23 protein-coding genes and 2 pseudogenes are annotated in these 22,248 nt (G+C 49.8%); 8 read left to right on the forward strand and 17 right to left on the reverse strand.

Features of this window, described 5'->3' with window-relative positions:
• The first annotated feature begins 12 nt into the window (after nt 1-12).
• The 3 genes and pseudogenes from KI367_RS10790 to KI367_RS10800 all read left to right on the forward strand — a co-directional run.
• Nucleotides 13-891, forward strand: a complete 879-nt coding sequence (locus KI367_RS10790; protein WP_081992359.1) for a carbohydrate ABC transporter permease — start codon at nt 13-15, stop codon at nt 889-891.
• A gap of 26 nt (nt 892-917) precedes the next feature.
• Entirely contained in the window at nt 918-1,751 is an 834-nt protein-coding gene (locus KI367_RS10795; protein ID WP_212949565.1) for a carbohydrate ABC transporter permease, read from the forward strand.
• Nucleotides 1,752-2,093: 342 nt separating this feature from the next.
• A pseudogene (locus KI367_RS10800) lies at nt 2,094-2,468 on the forward strand (response regulator transcription factor); the annotation flags it as partial.
• Between the two features lie 315 nt (nt 2,469-2,783).
• Here KI367_RS10800 and KI367_RS10805 read toward each other — a convergent pair.
• Nucleotides 2,784-3,446 carry a serine hydrolase gene (locus KI367_RS10805; protein WP_212949566.1) on the reverse strand — a complete coding sequence of 221 codons (663 nt, stop codon included), beginning with the start codon at nt 3,444-3,446 and terminating at the stop codon, nt 2,784-2,786.
• Nucleotides 3,447-3,692: 246 nt separating this feature from the next.
• On the opposite strand from KI367_RS10805, the gene KI367_RS10810 reads away from it, so the two are divergent.
• A complete protein-coding gene (locus KI367_RS10810) occupies nt 3,693-4,127 on the forward strand; it encodes a hypothetical protein (RefSeq protein WP_246536841.1) in 435 nt (144 codons plus the stop codon).
• A gap of 162 nt (nt 4,128-4,289) precedes the next feature.
• Here KI367_RS10810 and xerS read toward each other — a convergent pair whose 3' ends face one another.
• The 5 genes and pseudogenes from xerS to KI367_RS10835 all read right to left on the reverse strand — a co-directional run bounded on the left by xerS (nt 4,290) and on the right by KI367_RS10835 (nt 8,327).
• The gene (gene xerS, locus KI367_RS10815) at nt 4,290-5,360 is read right to left on the reverse strand and encodes a tyrosine recombinase XerS (RefSeq protein WP_212949568.1); all 1,071 of its coding nucleotides are present in this window, start codon (nt 5,358-5,360) and stop codon (nt 4,290-4,292) included.
• Nucleotides 5,361-5,745: 385 nt separating this feature from the next.
• Nucleotides 5,746-6,204, reverse strand: coding sequence for a DUF2269 family protein (locus KI367_RS10820; protein WP_212949570.1), 459 nt, complete (start codon nt 6,202-6,204; stop codon nt 5,746-5,748).
• Nucleotides 6,205-6,218: 14 nt separating this feature from the next.
• Complete coding sequence (locus KI367_RS10825) at nt 6,219-6,947, reverse strand: NAD(P)-dependent oxidoreductase (RefSeq protein ID WP_212949572.1); 729 nt, start codon at nt 6,945-6,947, stop codon at nt 6,219-6,221.
• A gap of 167 nt (nt 6,948-7,114) precedes the next feature.
• A pseudogene (locus KI367_RS10830) lies at nt 7,115-7,771 on the reverse strand (BtrH N-terminal domain-containing protein); the annotation flags it as partial.
• Nucleotide 7,772: 1 nt separating this feature from the next.
• The gene (locus tag KI367_RS10835; RefSeq protein WP_212949724.1) at nt 7,773-8,327 is read right to left on the reverse strand and encodes a PadR family transcriptional regulator; all 555 of its coding nucleotides are present in this window, start codon (nt 8,325-8,327) and stop codon (nt 7,773-7,775) included.
• Between the two features lie 137 nt (nt 8,328-8,464).
• On the opposite strand from KI367_RS10835, the gene KI367_RS10840 reads away from it, so the two are divergent.
• Complete coding sequence (locus tag KI367_RS10840; RefSeq protein WP_212949576.1) at nt 8,465-9,142, forward strand: cyclase family protein; 678 nt, start codon at nt 8,465-8,467, stop codon at nt 9,140-9,142.
• A gap of 148 nt (nt 9,143-9,290) precedes the next feature.
• Here the strand turns inward: KI367_RS10840 and KI367_RS10845 are convergent, their stop codons facing one another.
• From KI367_RS10845 to KI367_RS10860, 4 genes are all read right to left on the reverse strand, one after another.
• Entirely contained in the window at nt 9,291-10,727 is a 1,437-nt protein-coding gene (locus KI367_RS10845; RefSeq protein WP_212949578.1) for a DUF4179 domain-containing protein, read from the reverse strand.
• Nucleotides 10,728-10,747: 20 nt separating this feature from the next.
• Complete coding sequence (locus KI367_RS10850) at nt 10,748-11,242, reverse strand: sigma-70 family RNA polymerase sigma factor (protein WP_052146984.1); 495 nt, start codon at nt 11,240-11,242, stop codon at nt 10,748-10,750.
• A gap of 208 nt (nt 11,243-11,450) precedes the next feature.
• Nucleotides 11,451-12,332 carry a phosphotransferase family protein gene (locus KI367_RS10855; protein ID WP_306433231.1) on the reverse strand — a complete coding sequence of 294 codons (882 nt, stop codon included), beginning with the start codon at nt 12,330-12,332 and terminating at the stop codon, nt 11,451-11,453.
• A 171-nt stretch (nt 12,333-12,503) separates the two neighbouring features.
• Nucleotides 12,504-12,842, reverse strand: coding sequence for a winged helix-turn-helix transcriptional regulator (locus tag KI367_RS10860; RefSeq protein ID WP_036709685.1), 339 nt, complete (start codon nt 12,840-12,842; stop codon nt 12,504-12,506).
• A gap of 142 nt (nt 12,843-12,984) precedes the next feature.
• Between KI367_RS10860 and KI367_RS10865 the strand changes: the two genes are divergently transcribed.
• On the forward strand, nt 12,985-13,830 hold the full coding sequence (locus tag KI367_RS10865; protein ID WP_036709687.1) for an NmrA/HSCARG family protein: 846 nt from the start codon (nt 12,985-12,987) through the stop codon (nt 13,828-13,830).
• 108 nt (nt 13,831-13,938) lie between these two features.
• Here the strand turns inward: KI367_RS10865 and KI367_RS10870 are convergent, their stop codons facing one another.
• The 4 genes from KI367_RS10870 to KI367_RS10885 all read right to left on the reverse strand — a co-directional run bounded on the left by KI367_RS10870 (nt 13,939) and on the right by KI367_RS10885 (nt 17,288).
• Nucleotides 13,939-14,328, reverse strand: a complete 390-nt coding sequence (locus tag KI367_RS10870; protein ID WP_036709690.1) for a RidA family protein — start codon at nt 14,326-14,328, stop codon at nt 13,939-13,941.
• 468 nt (nt 14,329-14,796) lie between these two features.
• The gene (glpX, locus tag KI367_RS10875) at nt 14,797-15,771 is read right to left on the reverse strand and encodes a class II fructose-bisphosphatase (protein ID WP_212949581.1); all 975 of its coding nucleotides are present in this window, start codon (nt 15,769-15,771) and stop codon (nt 14,797-14,799) included.
• A 58-nt stretch (nt 15,772-15,829) separates the two neighbouring features.
• Nucleotides 15,830-16,633, reverse strand: a complete 804-nt coding sequence (locus KI367_RS10880; RefSeq protein ID WP_212949583.1) for a pyruvate, water dikinase regulatory protein — start codon at nt 16,631-16,633, stop codon at nt 15,830-15,832.
• A gap of 13 nt (nt 16,634-16,646) precedes the next feature.
• A complete protein-coding gene (locus KI367_RS10885) occupies nt 16,647-17,288 on the reverse strand; it encodes a CBS domain-containing protein (RefSeq protein WP_212949726.1) in 642 nt (213 codons plus the stop codon).
• Between the two features lie 328 nt (nt 17,289-17,616).
• On the opposite strand from KI367_RS10885, the gene KI367_RS10890 reads away from it, so the two are divergent.
• Both KI367_RS10890 and KI367_RS10895 read left to right on the forward strand, forming a co-directional pair.
• Complete coding sequence (locus KI367_RS10890) at nt 17,617-17,850, forward strand: hypothetical protein (protein WP_036709694.1); 234 nt, start codon at nt 17,617-17,619, stop codon at nt 17,848-17,850.
• Nucleotides 17,851-17,869: 19 nt separating this feature from the next.
• Entirely contained in the window at nt 17,870-18,187 is a 318-nt protein-coding gene (locus KI367_RS10895) for a hypothetical protein (protein WP_212949585.1), read from the forward strand.
• A 130-nt stretch (nt 18,188-18,317) separates the two neighbouring features.
• Here KI367_RS10895 and KI367_RS10900 read toward each other — a convergent pair whose 3' ends face one another.
• The 3 genes from KI367_RS10900 to KI367_RS10910 all read right to left on the reverse strand — a co-directional run bounded on the left by KI367_RS10900 (nt 18,318) and on the right by KI367_RS10910 (nt 22,245).
• Nucleotides 18,318-19,589 (reverse strand): Gfo/Idh/MocA family protein, encoded by a 1,272-nt coding sequence (locus KI367_RS10900; protein ID WP_212949586.1) that lies wholly within the window; start codon nt 19,587-19,589, stop codon nt 18,318-18,320.
• Between the two features lie 103 nt (nt 19,590-19,692).
• Nucleotides 19,693-21,315, reverse strand: a complete 1,623-nt coding sequence (locus KI367_RS10905) for an extracellular solute-binding protein (protein ID WP_212949588.1) — start codon at nt 21,313-21,315, stop codon at nt 19,693-19,695.
• Between the two features lie 45 nt (nt 21,316-21,360).
• Nucleotides 21,361-22,245 carry a carbohydrate ABC transporter permease gene (locus KI367_RS10910; protein ID WP_212949590.1) on the reverse strand — a complete coding sequence of 295 codons (885 nt, stop codon included), beginning with the start codon at nt 22,243-22,245 and terminating at the stop codon, nt 21,361-21,363.
• Nucleotides 22,246-22,248 lie beyond the last annotated feature (3 nt).

Consider the following 22,248-nt stretch of genomic DNA (forward strand, 5'->3'; position numbering starts at 1 on the left):
CGGAAGACCGCTATGACAAGCAAGACATCGGATGGGATTTGGGGGTATGTCTTTATTTTTCCCCAATTGGTCGGACTGCTGCTGTTCTCCTTAATTCCCCTGATTTCGGCTTTCGTGCTCAGCATGATGAAATGGGACGGGATGGGGGAGAAGCAGTTTGTCGGACTGGACAACTTCATCAACACGTTCAAGGATGAGGATTTCCGGATCGCCGTGGTCAATACGCTGTACTATACGGTGCTGACCGTGCCTACGGGCATTATTTTGGCGATGCTCATCGCGGTCGGCTTGAACCGGGTAAAAGGCAAGCTGATCTACAGACTCATTTATTTTATGCCGAACATTACGATGTCCGTTGCGGTCGCCGTCGTCTTTATGTGGCTGTTTAACGCGGATTTCGGTCTGATCAACCTTTATTTGAAGGAGTGGTTCGGGATCGACGGTCCCCGCTGGCTGACCGATACGCGGTTTGTCATGCCGTCGATCGCCATGCTCAGCGTCTGGATGGGTCTTGGCGGGAACATGGTCTTGTTCCTGGCCGGGCTGCAGGGCATATCCGCCAGCTATTACGAAGCGGCACAAATTGACGGCGCCAGCAAATGGCAGCAGTTTATCAACATAACCGTTCCGCTGCTATCTCCGACGACCTTTTTCGTGACGATTATGACGATCATCGGTTCGTTTCAGGTGTTCGACCAGTCGTTCGTCATGACCTCCGGCGGGCCCGCGAAAGCGAGCTATACGATCGTGTTTCATATTTACGATTCGGCGTTCGTGGACTTTACGTTCGGGAAAAGCACGGCGACCGCAGTCATTTTGTTCATCATGATCTTGGCGCTGACGCTGTTCCAAATGAAAATATCCAAACGCTGGGTTCATTACGAGGACTAGAATCGACCGGATAAGGAGGAGAACGCATGCAGACCAGAGGACTACGCTTGTCCACCGTCCTGCTTCATATTATATTGCTGATCGGCGCGTGCATCATGGCACTTCCGTTTATATGGATGCTGCTCAGCTCGCTCAAGGATCTGTCCCAAGTTTTTATCGTGCCGCCGAAATGGATCCCCGATCCGTTCGTGTGGTCCAATTTCAAAACCTCGTTAACCGCGCTGCCTTTCGGAAAAGCATATTTCAACAGCTTCTACATCAACGTGATCGTCGTTGCTTCGCAGCTGTTCACCTGCTCGATGGCGGCTTACGCGTTTGCCAAGATCCGCTTCCCCTTCCGGGAGCCCCTCTTCGTCCTGTTTCTGGCGACGATGATGGTGCCGGGGCAAGTTACGATCATTCCCCTGTATTTGATGATGAAAAGCATCGGCTGGCTCGATTCGCATTTGTCGATCATTGTGCCCGCCGCCTTGTTTAACGCCTTCGGCGTGTTTCTGCTGCGCCAGTTTTTCAGAGGCATTCCGAAGGAGATGGAGGAGGCCGCCATCGTGGACGGCGCCAACCGCTGGACGATTTATGCGCGGATCATGCTGCCCCTGGTGAAGCCGGCTTTGTCGGCGCTCGGCATTTTCACGTTCCTCGGCATGTGGAACAGCTTTTTCTATCCGCTCATATTCCTGAACACTCCCGAAAAATTCACCGTCCCGATGATGCTGAACCTGTACCGCGGCATGTATTCCACGGACTGGACGCTCATGATGGCCGGCGCCTCGATTGCGCTGATTCCGGTACTGATCGTGTATATCATCGGTCAGCGTTATATAATAGAGGGAGTAACGCTTTCCGGGATCAAAGGTTAGCGATCGCGCTCCTTCGTCTTTGATCCAAGCAAAGTTGCAGCAGCATGGTCAGGTTCCTTGACCATGCTGCTTTTTGCGTAACTGTTTTGATCAACGCTTGTTGGCTTTCATTTACGAAGAGGGGCGGAGAAAGATGCCTGGCCAGCAAGTAATTGCTGCCGTTCGGGTTATATCCCGGAACCCAAATTATGATAATATATGAAAAAGTATGGAGGACAAAGTGAGCTATATGGCATTGACGAATGGGATCATTGGCTTGAGGATGAGGCAACCTGGAGGTTTCTCAATGCCGTTGATTCTCTTGCAGCATTTATGAATACGATATAGAGAGAGGGATGTTGCTTGAAAAGAAATGTACTATATATTGAAGATCATGAGAAAATAGGCAGCCTGCTAAAAGAAGAATTGGAACAGCGGGGATTTACCGTTAAATGGCTGTTATCTGGGGAAGGAGCCGAAACAGAGGTACATCAGCATGAAGTCGTTGTTTTGGATATCATGTTACCCGGTTTAGACGGATTTACGGTGGGGAAACGATTAAAAAAGGCAGCTCCTGATGTTCCTATTTTGCTATTATCTGCGCGAACATCGGTCACTGATAAGGTAGATGGTTTGCAATTTGCTGATGACTATTTAACGAAACCATTCCATACGGACGAGTTGGTTGCAAGATTAGAAGTGTTAATCCGTCGAAGGGGTGGGACCCCTTCCGGACGCAATGGTTCTTATCCATTGGAGCGGTATGATGGCACTGTCTTTAATAGTTGTTGAGGATGAGTCACATCCGGGTGGTAACCATTATTTTGCCCGATAGACTTGTAATCGTCAAACGATCGCGTGCTCCGATAGGAAACCCGTAAAGATGGCCTCATGCCATGAAAAATATCGACTTAGCGGCCAAGGAGGAGGGAATGGTCTTTCGATCCAACAGAGATTGTTACCGAAAACGGGGGATGGATGAAGGATTATTACTGGGGTAGTCCCAGTGAAGCTGACACTACCCGCAGAGTGACTATAAAGAAAATTTAGCGCTTACGCGATTTTCGGTGCGGCTCGCATGCCGATGTAGCAATATACGGAACCGTCCGCCAGCGTTGAGAAAACCACGGGTATCCAGTCCTGGCCGATGCCCGCCCCTGCAAATACCGTTTCTGACACGGGGCTGAGGGTTATTTCCAGCGGTGGAGAGGGGATTTGCCTGCCATCGAAAATTTCGTATAACAAATGCAGCATCCCGTTTCTTTCCGTAACCGTCATGACGACTCCTTGACGCTTATAGGTACCAACGAACGGCTTAATATCAACCGCTGGCGGGTATGGTGCCGGTTCGAACACGGCGTCAGGCATACTCGCACCGGCCAATTCCTTGAAAAGTTCCCGAAAAAGAGCCGACTGGAGCAGATCTGTGTTTCCGCCGTTAGCCAATAAGGCAACGGCTACGCCGCATCCGGGGACTACGCGCAAATAGCTGTTTTGCCCGATCGTTGCACCGTCGTGTCCAAACACAGAAACTCCGTTCCAGTCATAAAGCATCCAACCCAGTCCCCATCCGATGTTGCCAGATGTCCACTTATCAGGCGCTTCGGCCGCCGGACGTTGGTTTTGAAGGCACGTTCGAGCAACTAGCCAATTACTTGGCCACTCAACAATAAGGCGGATACAATCTGGTTTGACGAGAGAGCTGCGGGGAATCACTCCGCAGCTTATGTTTTATCGTGACAAGCTTGTACCGATTGCCGTAATGGATAATGAACATAAGAAGAGGGCAAAAAATTACTTTGATGTATTGACGAAGGACAAGAGCATGGTTCCATAGAAATAAATTTGCTCAATAAGCTGCTTTGGCTAAATTAGGTCGCGGCGCGAGGAGCTTATTTTGATTAGTTTACCTGAGCCGGTCACTTAGCCAGAGAAGAGAAGGAAATGATGGAGGGAGTACAAATGATAAACATAATTGAAGAGCTTAAGAAAATGTCCCAAAAAAGAGGGTTTGAAAATAAAGACGATTTTCAACAGCTGCTGGAAAGATGTAAGGATATAACGTTGTCAAATGAAGATGTTGAATTTTTAATAGAACTATATTTTAAGGCTAAAAATTTGTACTTTCGCAACACTATATTGAAAGCACTTGTGTTCTGTGAAGATATTGATTTAAAGGAATTCTTCTTAAAAGCGTTTAAAAAAGAGCGCTATCTAGATATGAGATTGACTGCAATTCGAGGCTATGCAAAGTATGCGACTGAGAAAGAAGTAGAGAAACTGATGTCTAAATTCATAGAAATTCTGATGAAGCGTCCTGAGAGCAAAAATTCAGCGAAAAAGGACAAGTTATATTCCCGTTGCAAGAAACTGAATTCAGTCCCTGCTTCGGAATAGTGAAAGACCATTTTAACATTACATTTCAGTTCTTCATGAATGATACAACAAGCAGTTGGAGCTGAAAATAAAATAACTGGCGTTAGAAGACATATGTACAAAATACGAGTTTTGTGAAAATGTAATAAAGAAAACCGGAAGCGGCTATTTTATTGATTTTTTTCACTTATCCATATTATTGACGGCTTTTCTCATCTCTTCATCTGTCAAATGCGTGTAGATCATCGTTGTTTGAATCGACGAATGTCCCAGCTGATTTTTGAGCTTCGGCACGTCGTTGTTCTCCAAATGATATCGCGTCGCAAACGAATGCCTCAAGGAATGCACGGTTAATGCCGGCTTGCCAAACGCTGCAGCGTATTTTTCGATCAGCTTTTCGATCGATCTCGGCGTCAATCGCCGGCTTTGGCCTTTGCGTCCGATCGGCGCCGCTATAAACAGGCAGTTTTCCGATTTTGCCGGTACATACCGGGTTTCCCGGATCTTCAAATAATTTTCCAGGTCCAATAACGCTTGCTTGCTAAAATATACGTATTGTTCCTTGCCGCCTTTACGCAGCACGCGCACCTGGCCTTTGTTCATATCCAGATCCTCCAGGTTGATGCCCGCTACTTCGGATAATCGCAGTCCGGATCCGAGAATCAATGACACGATGGCCGTATCCCGCTCCCGGTTAAATTCATGAAAGCGCTGTAAACGTCGGTTATCCTGGTTTAATACGCCAAAATCATGCGCCACAAACTGACGGAACTTCTCAAAATCATCTTCGCGCAAAATTTTGCCTTCAATGCGATAAGCGATCGTTTCCTGGCTTTCCTTGATGGAATTAAAATCGATTTTGGCCATGACATTGCGCTGAATATACGGCTTGAGGTCCGGCGTTTCAGCTTTGTTTTGAAGATAATCAAACAGCGATTTTAAAGCCGACAATTTCCGGTTGATCGTATATTTGTTGTTATCCAATTGATATTCCAGGAAATACAGGAAGTTTTCGACCTCGCGTACGGTCAGCGACTCCAGTAGCGACAATTCAATGTTTTTGCGATCACCGCCCCCGGGTTTTACCGAAACAAGCCAATCAAAAAAGATCAGGTAATCGTGGCAGTAATTCAGCAGCGTCGTATGCGACAGTTTTCGCTTGCGGCTATCGATGTATTCGGTTACGTACCAAGGCAGCTCGGCGCATTTGCTTTCGACGCGTTTCATATAATGCAGCTTCGCAGTTTTATCCACTTATTGCCAAACCTCCTTATCATCAGAGTAACTCTTTTCTAATTATTCGTCAAATTATTATTTTACGTAATTTAGTTGATGCATTAGTTGATGCAAATGAAGGCGCTAATTCGAGGTATTAAAAACATTAACTCGATCGGTCTAATCCGAATGATAATGCTTTGGCCGACGGCAAATTTGCTATTAAAACAGGCTAATACCCTCTTCTGTTGACGAGTATTAGCTTTTCTATTGGTAGAGGAAAAACATAAGTCTTGTCTCCCGATATAAAAAAGGAGCTTCCGTATAGGAAGCAAAAGCCTTTTCCACATCCGAAACTCCCTTTTCCTTTGCTGATGGTGCATTACTGATCACAATTTGGTTAGGGCGCCTCTCATCGGCTTCTTTAAAATGGCTTAACGACCATAAGCACCAGGGTGCCAATCATCAGCAGCTGTGCCGCCGTCTCGATGGGTGCGATCTTCCGGATCAGCAGTCCGAACTCGGCGGGGATTACGTGACCCTGCCCTTGACTTTCAGATAGGATCTTTGCGATCTTTTTCATACGCGGCTCGACCCATCCGTCGATCATGACGACCATGAGCAGCGATAAAAGGATGGATACATTCAGCCACATTTGGGATAACCCCATCTTGGTCAGAATCATAAGCCAAACTCCGGTTATAACAAGCATGGTTCCGCCAATTTTAGGTATAATGGCAAGCTTCGTCGTCATACCCAAAACAAAGTGCAGCTGGTCGGCAGTTTTAGCAGATCTTCGAAAGATGGGCATCACGAAAGCGGGGCCAATGATGGCGATCGAAGACAATATGTGCAGAGCAAGCAATAATCCAAACAATCCCATAATCCCCCTCCTCCTCAACGAACCGAAACATTGCTTCGATAGGCTAGGCCGACCCGTTTCCTTTTATATGCTCCTCCTGGCTCAAGATGGTCAAGCATACACATGACGACATCGTCGTAAGCAACATTCAGCTCTTGAAATCTGCTAAACAAATGACCGGCAATCTCAGCCTCGGCATATTCCCTGATCTCCTCCGGCATCGGAACGGGCAAGATATCCGTTGTTACATGTAGACGAACCGGATCTGGATGCTCCATCGGATCCATCATGGTTCCCGGACACATCATAGACCAATCGAGTCCCGTCCGCTGCAGCCTTTCGAAATTCCGGTTGTGATCTTGATATTCAGGCGGGAAGCCGGGTAGATTATTGCCGATCAGATCGGTATAAGGAATATCCAGCAGGCCCGCTCCTCCCATGACCCATACCCGCCCGGAGAAACTTGGCTCCAATTCGCATTGGCTTATTATGTTATCGACGATCCGAACAAACTCTTCTCCCTGTCCCGCATGGCCCGCTGCAATAATAGCGGCGTCTTGGTTCGCGAGTGCCTTACGGACGCTTACCGGGTCCATCATATCGTCCTCGATTACCTTCACATGTTGTGCGGAATATTGACCTAGTTGGCCAGCAAGCTTCTCAGCATTTCGTACAAAAGCGGTCATTTCATGTCCCCGTTTCATCCCTTGCACCAACGCTCTTTTCCCCGTATTCCCCGTCGCTCCAAAAACAATGATTTTCACTGTTTTTTCCTCCCCTTTAATGGATCCTAATATTTGGATAGCTCAAGCTTAGCATCGCAGCTACATGATGTTAAGAACCCACTTTAAAGTAGGGGACTTACTTAAAAGTAAGCATGAGGGAACCGAACAATTTATTCGGGTAAGGAGTAAACAAAAAGCCGCCCGGAATCCCGAGCAGCTTTTAGTATGCCTTTATGGCCTGCGTTTTGGATGGGGGGATTCAAAAAGTCATGCGCATTTTGGGACAAAGCCGAACGAACGGCGGGTTTCAGCGGCGGAAGATCGCCCGCGGGTTCGATGGTAAAGGAAAGATTCCGGGAACTCATGGGCCCCTTGGCATTCCTCGCCATGGCCAGCCGGTCCAAACGCGTCTTCAATAGTCCCCCTTGCTGCCGCGTGTCCGCCATATAAGCGTATTCCTCATCCATCCCGTAAATCACCGCATAGTGGCCTGCAAAATGTACTTTGTTCGTAAAATAATCCAAGTAATAGGAATCCAGTTTAAGCCCTACCGGAATCCCGCGTTCCAGGCAGCTCTGCACGTTTTTCCGCGCTTTTTCGATCGAACTTGTTTCCTGGACGCGATGAGTCAAATTCAGCCGGGATGCGATCCGCGCAGACAATCGATCCGTTTTGATCCTTCCCCCGATAAAAGGAAAATCCATGTTTTTCGAATCCCAATAAATAAAACCTAATCCTTCCCCAAGCCCGAACAACATCGGTTCCGACAGCCGGATGCCTGCAAATTGAAGCAAATTGCCCATCGCCGTCGTTTCGCAATGCACGCCTTCATACGGAACGAAACCTTGGATGATATGAGACATACTATTTCCTCTCCTCCGACAATTCATGGATTAGTTCAAGCACAAATGCCCGTTCGCTTTCGATGAGGTTCAGCGGATGACGGAACAGGGACCTTGCGTGAATCGGCAGCCGAGCGCCGCCCTGCGATTCAAAGGTTCGTGTAATGGTTTGTGCAGCCTCATCAAGAACATCCAGCCTCTTCCGCAAAGCTTCGACAGCTTCGTTTTCCTCGATGAATGGCAACGCCGCCAGCCCGAGATCAAAACGCTGCTCCCGCTCCCGCGACGTGGAAAGGCTGGTTAAGATTTCGTTACGCAGCGCTGCCTTTCCGCTTTCCGTGATCGCAAATCGCGTCGGCATCGGGCCTTTTCCGGATTTTTCGCCCACGGGTTCCGACTCGACCAGTTCTTTTTCGTTCAATTTTTTCAGTCCCGCATACACCGAAGTCGTGCCTATATTGGCCCACTGCCGATAACCGCGCTGATCGATTAATTTGTTGATATCGTATCCCGAAGCTTGATCCAATTCAGCAATTAATTGGAGCAGCATAAATTCCACATTGGATAAGTTCATCACGGAGCTCACTCGTTTCATCAATATTTCACTTATATAATATAACAGTAGTGTAATATAAAATCAACCAAAGATGGAATCTCTTTAAAATCCTGGTTCATCTCCATGACGAATCCAAAGGATTCCTTGCGGTTATTTACATGCCGCTGCATCAAAAGTATTCGCCCCATTTTTCGGCGTTTGCCGATGCGCAATTTACGACGTTGTTTCAGCATGATGACGGCTTTTTTGCCCAAACCTTTACGTTCCCCGGGCAGTACGGCACCCATTTGGATGCTCCGATCCATTTTGTCCGGAATACCCGTTATCTGGAAGAGCTTGATTTGAAGGAACTGGTTCTCCCCCTCGTCGTGATCGACAAATCCAAAGAAGCTGAAGCCAACCATGATTTCGCGCTGGGCGTGGAGGACGTTCTGCAATTCGAAGCGGAGCATGGACTGATTGAGGAAGGTTCCTTCGTCGCTTTGCGCACCGACTGGAGCAAACGTTGGCCCGACAAGGTTGCCTTCGATAACAAAGACGCGGACGGTAACAGCCATGCGCCGGGATGGTCGCTCCCCGCTCTTGAGTTTTTGTTCCAGGAACGCAAAATCAAAGCGATCGGGCATGAAACGTTCGATACGGACGCAAGCGTCGATTACCAAAAAAACGGCGCCCTGTTGGCCGAATACTACGTACTCGAACAAGACGCCTATCAAGTCGAACTGATGAAAAATTTGGACAAGGTGCCTGCCAAAGGAGCCGTCATTTTCAACATCGTGCCTAAGCCGGAGAAGGCATCCGGATTTCCGGTGCGATCCTTTGCCATTTTGCCGTAAGCTACAAAACACGCCGCTTTTAAAGCGAGCGTGTTTTGTCTGCCGAAATGAACGTTGTTCTTTTACCGGAAAGCAGGTCCATGGACAATATAAAAACAAGCCAAGAAACCTTGCGGGCTCCTCAGCTTGCTTTTTTCGGCTTCATGGTCTATAGGTTCCCTTTTTTCGAAACCAAGTCGACCGATTGCGATTCCATGATGGGATTCCAGTATTGTTTGATGCCGATCGTCAGCGGCTGCGGGTAGTCGAGAGCTTCTTTTCCGAAATTATAGGGATTATAATCTTCGGTCGAATCATCCGGATTTCCCGACACGGTATGTCCGCTCTGCTTAATGTGTTCCGGCGACAGCCTTTTATGCTTGACGCCTTCGGCATCCGTGAAGCTGTCCTCCAGCCACAAGCCGAAGCTTTCCGCAGCCTGAGCTTTTTCAAGCTTATAATGGAACAAAATCTCTCCCGCTCCCGCCGGCCCCTCCGGTTCGATGATTTGAATATGATCGTCCGGCGCTTCAATGATCTCCTTTTTGTTCAAATCGACGACGATTTTCATCTTGTCTTTATCCAAAGCCGCAACACCGGCAACCTTCAGCTCCGTTCGGTCCAGTTGGTCAAACGTGTTGGTTTTAAACACGAGCGTCACTTTCGTTTCGTCGGAAAACATCGTATCCGGATAATACGCTTTCTGGATCTTGTCTCCGCTTTTTCCGATCAAGACCGGATTCAGCAGTTTAAAAATCTGCTTGCCGTTGCTGCGATCGTATTCCAAATCCACATAGGTGTTCAGCGGCGTAAACTGTACCTGGCGCACGTTGATTTTTTGCCCGTCGACGGTCAGCGTGCTGCCCGGATGGTAGATGCGTTCCTCGTTTTTGAACATGTTCGGTTCGAGCGGAATCGTAAATTTCAATTGATCCCGGTATTCATTGGTGGTGGAATCCCAAATTTTAACGGCTAATGTGGCGTCTCCTTTATACGACGCGGATGGGACGAGGTTTGCCGTATAAACATAGTAGCCTGTTTGGCCCGGCATCAGCATGTTGCTGCCCATGGCATGTTTCGACTCCGCCCGAAAGTGCGATGCTTCGACTCCCCCGAAATTAAGGGACTCGACAAGCGGATAAGCGGTATGGTCCGTTTGATTATGCGCGCTGTACATGATGTATGCTTTTCGTCCATCCGTAAAAGCGCCTGCAATTTCGATGCGGAAGCCGTTTTTCTCCACGCTTTGATCGATCCGCTTCACGAGCCCTTGGTCCAACGCGGCGGCAATGCCCTGGTCTTGTGCAGCAATCGGCCGGAACGATTCGAAATCTGCCGGTTGCGGGCTCCTTGTCGTTTGCACCAATTCGTATGGTTTTTCCTTTGGGGCAACTCCCAGCGATGAAATAGTGATCATAATGGCTGCCGCTCCAACGGCGATGGCCCCGATTCCGTAAAATAACTTTCGTCTTCGCATTTCCCGGTTCCTCCCTTGCATCATGCCGCGGCGTACCGCAGTGGAAAGCTTCATCTCGGGAAGGTCATGGACTTTTTTGCTTATGTCGTCCGAATCCTGTGCCAGTATGCGCTGTTCTTTTTCCAACATGTACGATTCGCCTCCTGTCCTTACAGATATTTCCGAAGCTGTTTTAATCCTTCGCGCAGCCAGCTTTTGACCGTGCCCTCGGGCTTTTGCAGCACTTTGGCGATATCCGCAGTCGTCATGTCCTGATAATATTTCAGCATCACGACATGGCGGTACTTCTTTTTCAATTTGGCCATCGCCCGCTCCAGGTCGATCTTGTCGCTGCTTTTCATCTCCTGAACGGCTTCCTCTTTAAACGTATCCGTTGGCACAACGCGTTTTTTGCGGCGCAGCTCGTCCATGCAGCAGTTGATCGTGATCCGAATGAGCCACGGGACAAAGGCCTGCTCGTTTTTAAGCTTTTTGCGTTTCATCCAAGCCCGGCATGCCGCCTCCTGCACGATTTCCAGCGCGTCCGTCTCATTGCGCATATAACTGAAGGCAATCGAATACAATTTACGCTGCTCGCCGGCTATAGCTCTGAAAAAAGCTTCTTCGTCCATCACGTCCAAGCTTGCGACATTCGCTTTTTTCATCGTGTTTTCCACCCATAACCGCCCCCCTTCTCTATTTTTCGGTTTGCGATGGAAGCCTTCCAAACTCGTTTCACATAAGTAAGACGAGGCAGCTCGAAAAAACGATTAAAATTTATTTTTCGAATTTTTTCCGCTTGATTTTCTAAAACGCAGCAAAACAGCCCAAACGAATGGATCGATCAGGCTGTTTGTAAGAGAAGGGACATATTCAGTTGATGTCCGCAGCAAACTGGACAAAGCGATCCGCCCATTCCGAAAACGAAAGCCGTTTGTCCCAGGTTACGCTTTGGGTGGCGTATGCACATCCCCAATCCAGCACGCGTTGATGAAGCAAATGCACCTTCAGTCTTTGAATCTCGGCTTCGCCGGCATTCGTTCGCCCCATATATTCCATAATGAACCGTTTAGCCAGTTTTTCCTGGCCTAGATCAAGGTAATGCAGGGTTATTTTACATAAATCGGCGATGCTGTCCCCGAAATAGGAGGTGGTAAAATCGATGACGCCGCTAACCCGCCATCCGTCCCCATCATGCTCCATAAGAACATTCTCGGGCTTGAAATCCCCCATGACGAAAGACGGAATTTCCAAAGCATCAAATGAAGGTTTCGAGTGCTGCAGCACGCGATCTGCCCAGCGCTGATCTTCGGCACGGATATCGGAATATTTTTTTGCGTCAGCCAGCCAAAACTTGATCGTGCTATAAAGCCATGACCCATAGGTATCCGCAAAAGGATGGATGCGCCGCAGCACGGGATCGAATTCACCGAAACTATCCGTTTTCCAGCGATGGAGTTGAGTTAAAGTCTCGGCCAAACGTGAAGCGATCATCAATTGATCTGTCCCCGACAACGCAGCTTGAACAGCAGGATCATTAAAATGTACGCCGGGAAGACGCGGCATGAGGGCGTAGCTCCACCCAAAAATATCGCTTTGGTCATCGATGATGTACGGGACCGGCACGGGCACACGGCAGATTTCATGCAAGTGATCGACAAAAAACTTCTCCTCCGCCCATTGCCCTTCATAAATCGGATTGCCTTTAAGCACAAATTTTCCGGAAGTCGACGTAATAAACATCGTCTGCTGCATGACTCCTTCGGCGGTCCGCTCGGACGAAACAAATTCGCCCAGATGAAACCGGTCAAGCATGTTCTGGATTTGTCCTGCAGCGATGCTGCCCAATGAATTCGTTGAAAAAAATATCCGGGTGGTCACCCCGTCCCTCCTTCTCCCTGCACGGCCCTTTGCATCTGCAAGGAATTATTCGCTTGCGCCGCTGCCCCATTTTTCGCCCCATCTCCGCATTTCGGAAATAATGGTTTTAAAATCCCTTCCTTTATCGGTCAAGGAATATTCCACGGTCACGGGTACGGTGGGAAGCACGGTCCGCTTCACGATTTGATTTTCTTCCAAATGGCGCAGCGTATCCCGCAAAGATTTGGTGCTGATCTGTTTCAAAGTTCTTCGCAGCTGGTTAAAACGCTGGACGTCATGGCAAAACAATTGACCCAGAACCAAAAAGGACCATTTCCCTCCCAATACCTCGATGGCCTGCTGGATGTTATAAAGACACTGTTCTTCTTCCGTATGGATGTCCATGCTTTTCTCCTATAAAAAAGATAGTAAGTTTACTTTCTGAAATTATATTTAAAAATATTGCCTTCTTTAAATCATATTTCATCGCCGTTACACTATCAACAGCGGATTATCGCTAAGGTACATTGTGCTAGGAGGAAAATGAATGTCTTCACAAGTGATTTTGGTCATGGGGGCCACGGGACAACAAGGAGGCGCGGTGGCCCGACAGTTGGCGGCAAACGGATGGAAGGTTCGGGCATTGGTGCGGGATCCCAAGCACGCGGCTTCGCAATCGCTCGCGAAGCTGGGGATCGAAACCGTGAAAGGGGATTTGGATGACCCGGATACATTGGTAAAAGCCATGGACGGCGTCTATGGGGTATTTAGCGTTCAAGCGCTGGATGTGGACCATCCCGAAAAGGAAGAACTTCAGGGGAAACGCGTAGCCGAATGCGCCAAGGCAGCGGGAGTATCGCATTTGGTTTACAGCTCGGCCGCAGGAGCCAATCGGAATACCGGGATCACCTCGTTTGAAAACAAGGGAAGAATTGAGCGGTATATCCGTGAGCTGCATTTGCCGGCAACGATCCTTCGCCCGGTGATGTTCATGGAAAACTTTAAATTCACGCTCCAAAAGGCAGATGGCCAAATTCTTCTTCCTTATAAAGGGGAACCCGATACCAAAGTGCAAATGATTGCCGTTCAAGATATCGGCGGATTTGCGCGGAAAGCTTTCGAGCAGCCGGATCGGTTTATCGGACAATCGCTCGAAATCGCCGGCGACGAACTGACGGTCCGACAGCTTGCCGAGCGGATCAGCCGTTTTTTTGGCGTCCATGCGGTGTATCCGCTATCGGCTCCTGAGCCGAAACACGAGCATGACGGAATCAAAGCCACCCGTTTTTTTATCAGGGAAGGTTATAAGGCGGATTTGGAATATCTCCGTCAGCTCCATCCCGAGCTCTTAAGATTTGCAGATTGGCTGCCGCAATCGAACATATCCTTTTAAATCGCATCAAGCCGTCATGCCAAAAGCTTCCGAAGAAAACGGGGAAAATGAACTATAAAAAATGAACTATAAAAAAACAGCCCATTTTCATGGGCTGCTTGCCGGCCTTTACGGAATCATGGCGATGACTTCGATTTCCACGAGTCCGTCCTTCGGCAATTTGGCGACCTGTACGGCACTGCGGGCCGGGAACGGCTGCGCGAAATAGCTTGCATAAATTTCGTTCACTTTCGCAAAATCGTTCATGTCGTTCAGGAAAACCGTCGTTTTGACCACATGGGACAAATCCGTGCCTGCCGCTTCCAGAATCGCTTTCGCGTTTTTCAAGGATTGATGGGTTTGCTCTTCGACCGTTGCCGGCATTTCGCCTGTCGCGGGATCGATGCCAAGTTGTCCGGAAGCAAACAGCAGGTTCCCCATGCGAACGGCCTGCGAATATGGACCGATCGCTCCGGGGGCATTTGAGGTTGCGATGGGTTGAATCGTTGGTTGTGTCATGATCATGGCTCCTTAGTCCGTATTTTTAGTGCAATCAGGATGGAATGAAATATTGTTCGACCGAGTGATAATGCATATGCGCCATAAATTGCCGCTTCAATGGCTGAAAAAAGAAACTCGCGCGGCGTTATAGCAGACCAAAGGTCAACAATCTGTCATTTATAATAATATTTTATTATTATGATATGAAATTATCAAGTATCATTTGTCCCATTTTAAAGGAGCTTCATTTCGATTATATACTTAAGAGCTGTTTGATAGGAATTTGCGGAAGGCGGAGACCGCCATCACCCTGCCGGCGGGAGAACAGGCTGACATGCTTCACAGAGCAGCGTTTGGGACGAGATCCGGTTAGCGCCATACGGCGTCGCCGTTCTCCGGGAAAACATATAAACCTAAAAAAACAAACCAGGAAGCGGTATGAAGTACCACTCCCGGGTTTGTTTTCTATTTTATAAGATCCGTTATTTATATTGCGGCATGCGTGAAAATTTCCCGGGTTAAAGGCAGCTTATGGATCGTGCGCAGGAAGCTGACCATTTGGCTTCCCGAATGCATGATGACGGAATGGGTTTCGGCTTTTTGATTCGGCATGTAGCGAACACCGCTCAGGAAGTCTCCCCCCGTAATGCCGGTGGCAACGAAAATGACGTGATCCGTGCCGACCAGATCATCCATGCCAAGCAGCTGCCGCGGATCGGCCAATCCCATTTTTTGCACGCGCTCGGTTTCTTCGGGACCGTCCGGCAGCAGCCGGCCTTGCATTTCCCCTCCCAGGCTTTTCAGCGCCGCTGCCGCCAGCACGCCTTCGGGGGCGCCTCCGGAACCGATATACATATCCACTTCGCAGTCGGTGGCGGCTTCGAGCGCCCCCATCACGTCCCCGTGCTTCAACAGCTTGATGCGTACTCCCGCTTTCCGGAGCGCGCCGATCAAATCCCGGTGACGCTCGCGATCAAGAATCGAAACGGTCATCTCGGACATGGATTTGTTTAACGCTGCGGATGCTTTTTTCAGCGTCGTTTCGATCGGATCGTTTAACGACAGATGACCTGCCAGCTGCGGGCCTACCGCCAATTTTTCCATATAAATGTCCGGTGCGTGCAGCAGATTGCCTTCCGGGGCCGCGGCAAGGACCGAGATCGCGTCATTCAAACCGTTTGCGACCGTTTCGGTTCCTTCGATCGGATCGACCGCGATGTCGATTTTCGGTCCCCGCCGGTTCCCAACCGTTTCACCGATGTACAACATGGGGGCTTCGTCCATTTCTCCTTCTCCGATCACGACGGTGCCATCAATAGCCACGGAGTTCAGATGGCTCCGGATCGCCGTGGTGGCGGCCTCATCCGCGCTGTTTTTGTCTCCCCTACCTGTCCAGCGGGCAGCCTCGAGCGCGGCTTTTTCGGTGATGCGGACGAGCTCCAAAGCTATTTGATGTTCCATTTTGTTTTCCCTCCATCGATCCATTTTTCTCTTTTAAAAGCATTTGTAGTATCTTAATTTAGAAGTATTGCATAATAAGTCCTGCCGTCTCCTCGATCGCTTTATCCGTGACGTCGATGACCGGGCACCCTAACGTTTCGAACAGCGAATGCGCGTATTTCAGTTCGGCCTGAACGCGTTCCAGGGATGCGTAATGGGCTTCCAGCGGAAGGCCAAGCGATTTGAGCCGCTCGGAGCGGATTTTGACCAGCTGCTCCGCATCGATGGTTAACCCGAAAATTTTGCCGTTTGTGACCTCGCGCAGCTGCGCCGGGGGAGTCAATTCCGGAACGACGGGATAATTGACGACCTTTTTTCCTTTATGGGCCAAAAAAATCGACAGCGGCGTCTTCGAAACCCGGGATACGCCCAGCAGGATAATGTCGGCTTTCAGGATCGCTCCGACATCTTTGCCGTCATCGTTGTTGACCGCGAACTCCACGGCTTCGATGCGGCGGAAATAATCTTCGTCCAGCCGGTGAAGGAGCCCGGGAAGCCGTTTCGGCGTATCGTTGAACGTATCGATCACAGCCTGCATCATCGGTCCCATAATATCGACGGTGCGGACATTGAGCCGAATCGATTCCTCCTTGATGGCTTCTCTAAGTTCCGGCTGAACGATCGTGTAAATGACGAGTCCGCCGCGCTCAGCCACATCCTCCATCAACCGGGTGATTTCATCTTCATGCCGTACATTCATGATTCGTTTGATTTCCGTGTTGGCCAGCTCAAACTGCCGAAGGGTGGCCATCGCCACCGCCTCAGCGGTTTCCCCGATCGCATCCGAGCATATGGCTATAACACGGGTTGACGCCTGTTTCATCCCATTCCTCCCATTATTCCGGTGCTAATATCTCAAGCATTTTTCGTATGATATTCGTTTTGGAAATCCGTCCAACCACGTGAACTTCTCCGTCGATGCCGGACTCCGCCGGAACGACGACCGGCAGGCTGTCGATCTGATGCGCAATGATTTTGCGCGCGGCGTCAAGAACGGTATCTTCCGGAGATACGGTGACCACATTGGCTCTCCGGGTCATGATAAAGCTGACGGGCATGGCGGCCGCCGCGGCATTGCCGAGCGTTACCTTAAGCATATCTTTACGGGAGACGATGCCTACAAGCTTGCCGTCCTCGTCGGTGACGATGAGGTGACCTACATTTTCGAGAAACAGGGTCACCGCCGCATCGTGTATGGTCGTCGTTTCCCTGACGATAACCGGAACGCCGTGAATATCGCCAACTTTCAAATCCAAGAGCGAGGCCTTGTTTTCTTCGGCCGCCGTTTTTTTCGTTCCCGGAAAATACCCGACCTTCGGTTTGGCGGCGATATAATCGAGACAGACCAGGATCGACAAATCCGAACGGATCGTTGGCCTGGTTAAGTGAAGCATTTCGGCGATCTGCTCGCTTGTCACGGGCGCGTGTTTTTTTACGATATCGAGAATTTCCTGTTGCCGCGGGGTCAGTTTAATAATGGTTGCCTCCTCTCTCTGGCGATAAATGTCTGTTTGTATAATACGTCATATAAATAAAATAATCAATATTTAATACGTCCTAATTTGATTTCGGACACCCTGATTAGGATATATATCATGCATAATAGTAGAAGTTGAATGTCTGATTCATTCAGCATGTTTGCCGCTTCGATGGTTCATGAATAATATTATCGATTAAGCACACCATAATAACACATTCTTGGCAGTAAACTTCCGCTAATTCTGCCGCAAACCGAAACGATCACCTTCGTTTTGCATACGCATTCCGATATAATGTTCCAATGCCGAAAGGGGAGAAAGGAATCCGATGATGTACACCGTGCTGGCCGTCCTGGCCGTCATCGTCTGCGCAGTTTCGTTATATATGTCCATCTCCATCATGCGCAAACAACAACACCATGAACGGGATCACATCCATCCCACAATCGCCAGGCACCCGCTGCTTGCCAATCCCATTGTCATCTTGTATTTGGCCGTCCCCGTGCTGATCGTCTTGGGCGCGTTAGTCTGGTGGTATTTTGAGATCAAGGGCTTAACTTAATTCGTCAGGAGTGTTTGATGTGGACAAAAGAAAATATTACGTATCGGTACAATCCCGGACGATCATGGAATCCCAAGGGGACTCTTCCTATGAATTCGTCATCGAAGCGACGCCGGAGGAAATTACGGAGCTTCGCGGACTTTTCGATTCCATGAGCCACTTCGACATGGAAACCTACTACCGCATGCATTATCCGGGCATCCCCGAGCATTATGACCGCGATAATGATTATTTCGAGCGCGACCTGAAGGATATTTATCAATTGCTGCATCGTCTGGGGACGCAGGAAACCAAAAACCATATTGCGTCGATGAACGTGCTCGAAGAACGGCTTTAACCCGAGAAACCGCATGATGCAAAAGACAGCCCCCCGATGGCTTCAGACATGTAAAAAAGCTCTGCTTTCGTTCCCGGATCGGGAAGAAAACAGAGCTTTTTGATGTCCTATTTCACGAAATAGGACGTCCTTATGAATTGGAGTCGACGCCCGCCGGCTGCCATTTCTGCATAAAATCGTTCAGTTCGATCACCTGTCCGCCGTTCAAACGGGATTCTTCCGCGGCAAAAGCGATCATATGGCTGCGGACGGAAACGGATGCCGACGTTAATCCTTCCTTGCTGCCCGCATTCCGAACCTGATCGATGAAGCTCCGCACGATGCCGCTGTCGCCGCCGCCATGTCCGCTCGTTTGCACCGGAATTTCGATGGTCGTCTTTTGATGGGTAAGAAAATCGTACAGCGTGATTTTGTCTTCTTCCCCGCGCAGCTCGCCTTGCGTGCCCATGATTTGAATGCGCCGTTCCTGCTCGAACGTGAAACCGCACATGCTGAACATCGCCGTGGCGCCGCCTTCGAACTCCAAATTGACGACCTGGTGATCGACGACGTTGTTGTCGCTTCGGAACACGCAGCGGCCGTAGTCCGTTTCCTGCAATCCTTTGACGATGCTTTCCCTCGTCAGTTCCGGCGTAAAATGCCTTGCCCACCCGCGGAATTCGTCGCTCAAATAAAACCGCGGCGCGGAGTAAGCGCAGTTGGGTTCCACGGAACAGGTCAAGCAGCGGTCGGCCGATCCTTCCGGGGCGCTGCCTTCATGGAAATACTTCAAGGAACCGAAGGAGCTGACCCGTACGCAAGGACGGTCCATAAGCCAAGAGAGAACGTCCGTGTCATGGCATGATTTCTGCAGAATCATCGGGCTCGATTTATCGGAATTGTTCCAATTGCCCCGGACGAAGCTGTGGGCGATATGCCAATACCCGACGTTTTCGCTTAATTGGATGGAGACGATTTCCCCGATCCGCCCTTCGTCGATCACTTTTTTGATCGTGCTCCAAAACGGCGTGTAACGCAGCACGTGGCAGATCGTCAGCAAACGGCCTTGCTCGCTCGCCATTCGCTCCATATCCAAGCACTCCTCCGGCGAAGGCGACATCGGTTTTTCCAACAGAACGTGATACTTCTGTTTTAATGCTTGCATCGTAGGCCCATGATGCATCCGGTCCTGCGTGCAAATGATGGCGATGTCGGCCAAACGCGGCTCTTTCAGCAGCAGCTCCCATGATTCGTAACACCGCTCCGGCGGGATGCCGTGGGCTTCGGCGAATTTGGCCCTTCTTACCGGGTCGGCCTCGGCCACGGCAACGACGTCAAGTTCATGCGGATAATCCAATGCGTACCGGGCATACGCTCCTCCCCGTGCTCCCGCTCCAACCAATACGGCTGTCAGTTTGTTCATGTTTGTTCTCCCCTACCTTTGATATGATGGAAATCCTTACAGGGTGCCTTCGGTAGATTTCGAGACTCCTGCGTGTACGGATTTGCTAACGTTGTTCTGCTTTTTATTTGGCGTAACGCTCGGATGCCGATTGATAAATCGCCACGTACCGGTCGACGCCCATTTTTTTCAATGCCGCGACATACTGATCCCAGTTATCGAACGACTCGTTGCCGGTGATGAATTTATCCCGCATTTCGTTGACGTAGGTTTCGATGTCCGTCTGAATCGTCGTCAGCTCGCTTTGCTCCTCCTGCGTGAAGTTGAACGGCGGCCAGACCTGATCTTGCGGCAACACGTAGGGCTCGGCTTTTTTGGCGTTTTCGACCGAAGCCGGAAGGCCTTCCGCCCCTTTGAAAAACTTCTGTTTGACGAATCCGGGATAATACCCGCCCGGCCAGATCAAATATTGCCCTACCGCTTGGTCCAGGTTCAGCCCTTTCGGGTTGTTTTTGATTTCGTCCGTATAATCGACGTTGCCGTTTGCGTCCTCGGTATACGTTTCATCCTTCCAGCCCATGAAAAACAGCTTGATGCCCTCATCGCTGTAGAAATAGTCCATCCATCTCATCATGGCTTCCGGATGTTTCGCCTTGTCGGTCAGCACGAACATGCCGATATTGCCGAGCGGCGAACCGTATGCGTTATACTGCCGGTCGCCATGAGGCCCCTTCAGAACGGACAGGCCGACATACCCTTTCTGGTTGTAGATCGCGACCGGATCCACGCTATCGGACACGCCGAGAAGCCCTTGCATGCCTTTGGCATCGACCTCGGTGCTCTTGACCGAAACGATATCCTGTTCGAGCAACCCGTCTTTATACAGCTTGTTCACGAACTGGAGCAGCTCTTTGTAACGTTCGTCGGTTGGAATAAACCGGATCTTGCCGGTTTCCGGATCCGTGTCGACGTTGATGTTCGAGGTGCCGTGATTGTTGAGCCCGAAAGAGCCGCGCAAATAATTGACGATGCCGGCCGTGCCGACCGCGCCCCAGGCAATTTCGTCCTTTTGGCCGTTGCCGTTCGGATCCTTTTCCTTAAACGCCTTCAGCATGGCGTAAAAATCGTCCAGCGTCTCCGGCTGCTTCAAGCCGAGCTTATCCAGCCACTCCTGCTTCACCCACGGCGTACCGTACAACACCGATTTGAACTCGGGGTCGTAAATGGTCGGCAGGCCGTAAATGTTCCCGTCCGGCATCGTGATGCCCTTGGCGATGATCGGATATTTTTCCATGACGGCTTTGAAATTGGGGGCATATTTGTCGATCAGATCATTTAAAGGTATAAAAGCGCCCTGTTTGCCGTATTTCAGCAAATCCGATCTCGAAAACGCCGAAGCATAAAACATTTCGGGATAGTCGTTGCCGGCGAGAAGCAAATTCCGCTTTTCCTTCAGCGTTTCGGTATGGACCGTCTCCCACTGGACGCGGATGTTCGTCTTTTGCTCGTAGTCCTTCCACAGCCTGATGTTGTTCCAATCCGCGTTTGCGAAAAATTTGGCGGCAAATCCCTTTACCGTGATGCTTTCATTGACGATCGGGAAGCCTGTCTGGTTGACTTGGGCCTCGTCCGCGTCTTTGGCTTTTCCGCCGCCGGCATCTCCCGATTTGCCTGAGCTGCATCCCGCAAGCAACGCGACGGAAACCAGGCAGGCGAGCAGCATGTTCCCCCTTTTGCTTCTGTTCATCTTTTTCCTTCCTCCCTTTGCCTCAACTTTTATCCAATCAAGGGTTTACCCTTTGATGGCACCGATCATGACGCCTTTCACGAAATACCTTTGCAGGAACGGATACAGGATGAGCACCGGTATGTTGGCAACGACGAGCACGGCATATTTGATGCCTTCCACTTCGCGCTGCTGCTTGATCGCGGACTCGGTGGACATTTTGACCATGTCGCTCGTTTGGCCTTGAATAAGAATTTCGCGCAGAATCAGCTGGAGCGGGAATTTTTCCTTATCCGACAAATAGAGCAGCGCGCTGAAAAATGCGTTCCAGTGGCCGATGGCGTAAAACAGGATCATGACGGCGATGATCGGCATCGATAACGGCAAAATGATGCGGGTCAAAATCTGGATGTTCGAACACCCGTCGATCGTTGCCGCCTCCTGCAGCTCGTAAGGAATGGACTGCTGGAAGAAGGTGCGCATGATGATGATGTTCCAGATGGAAACGGCGTTCGGAATGACCATGACCCAAAAGGTGTTCAACATGCCCAGGTCTTTGATCAGCAGGTAGGTCGGAATCAGTCCGCCGCCGAAAAACATCGTAAATACGAACAGCGCCATCACGGCGTTTTTGCCCACAAAATCTTTGCGCGATAGCGGATAGGCCCCCAAAACGGTCATCACGAGATTGATCAAGGTCCCGATGGTGGTGTACAGCAGCGTGTTCGAGTACCCGGACAAAATGTCCTGATTCTGAAAAATTTTCGAATAAGAGTTCAGGTTGAAGCCCTTCGGCCACAGCAGCATTTCCCCGCGCAAAACGGTTTGCGGATCGCTGAAGGAGGCGCTGAGGACAAAAATGAGCGGGTACAGCACGATGACGGCAACCACGCTAAGAATGACGTAAACGATCATATTGAATGCGCGGTCTCCGCGGGATTCCAATAACATGCC

Source organism: Paenibacillus cookii (assembly GCF_018333375.1).
In the GTDB taxonomy this organism is placed as follows: Bacteria; Bacillota; Bacilli; order Paenibacillales; family Paenibacillaceae; genus Paenibacillus_AQ; species Paenibacillus_AQ cookii.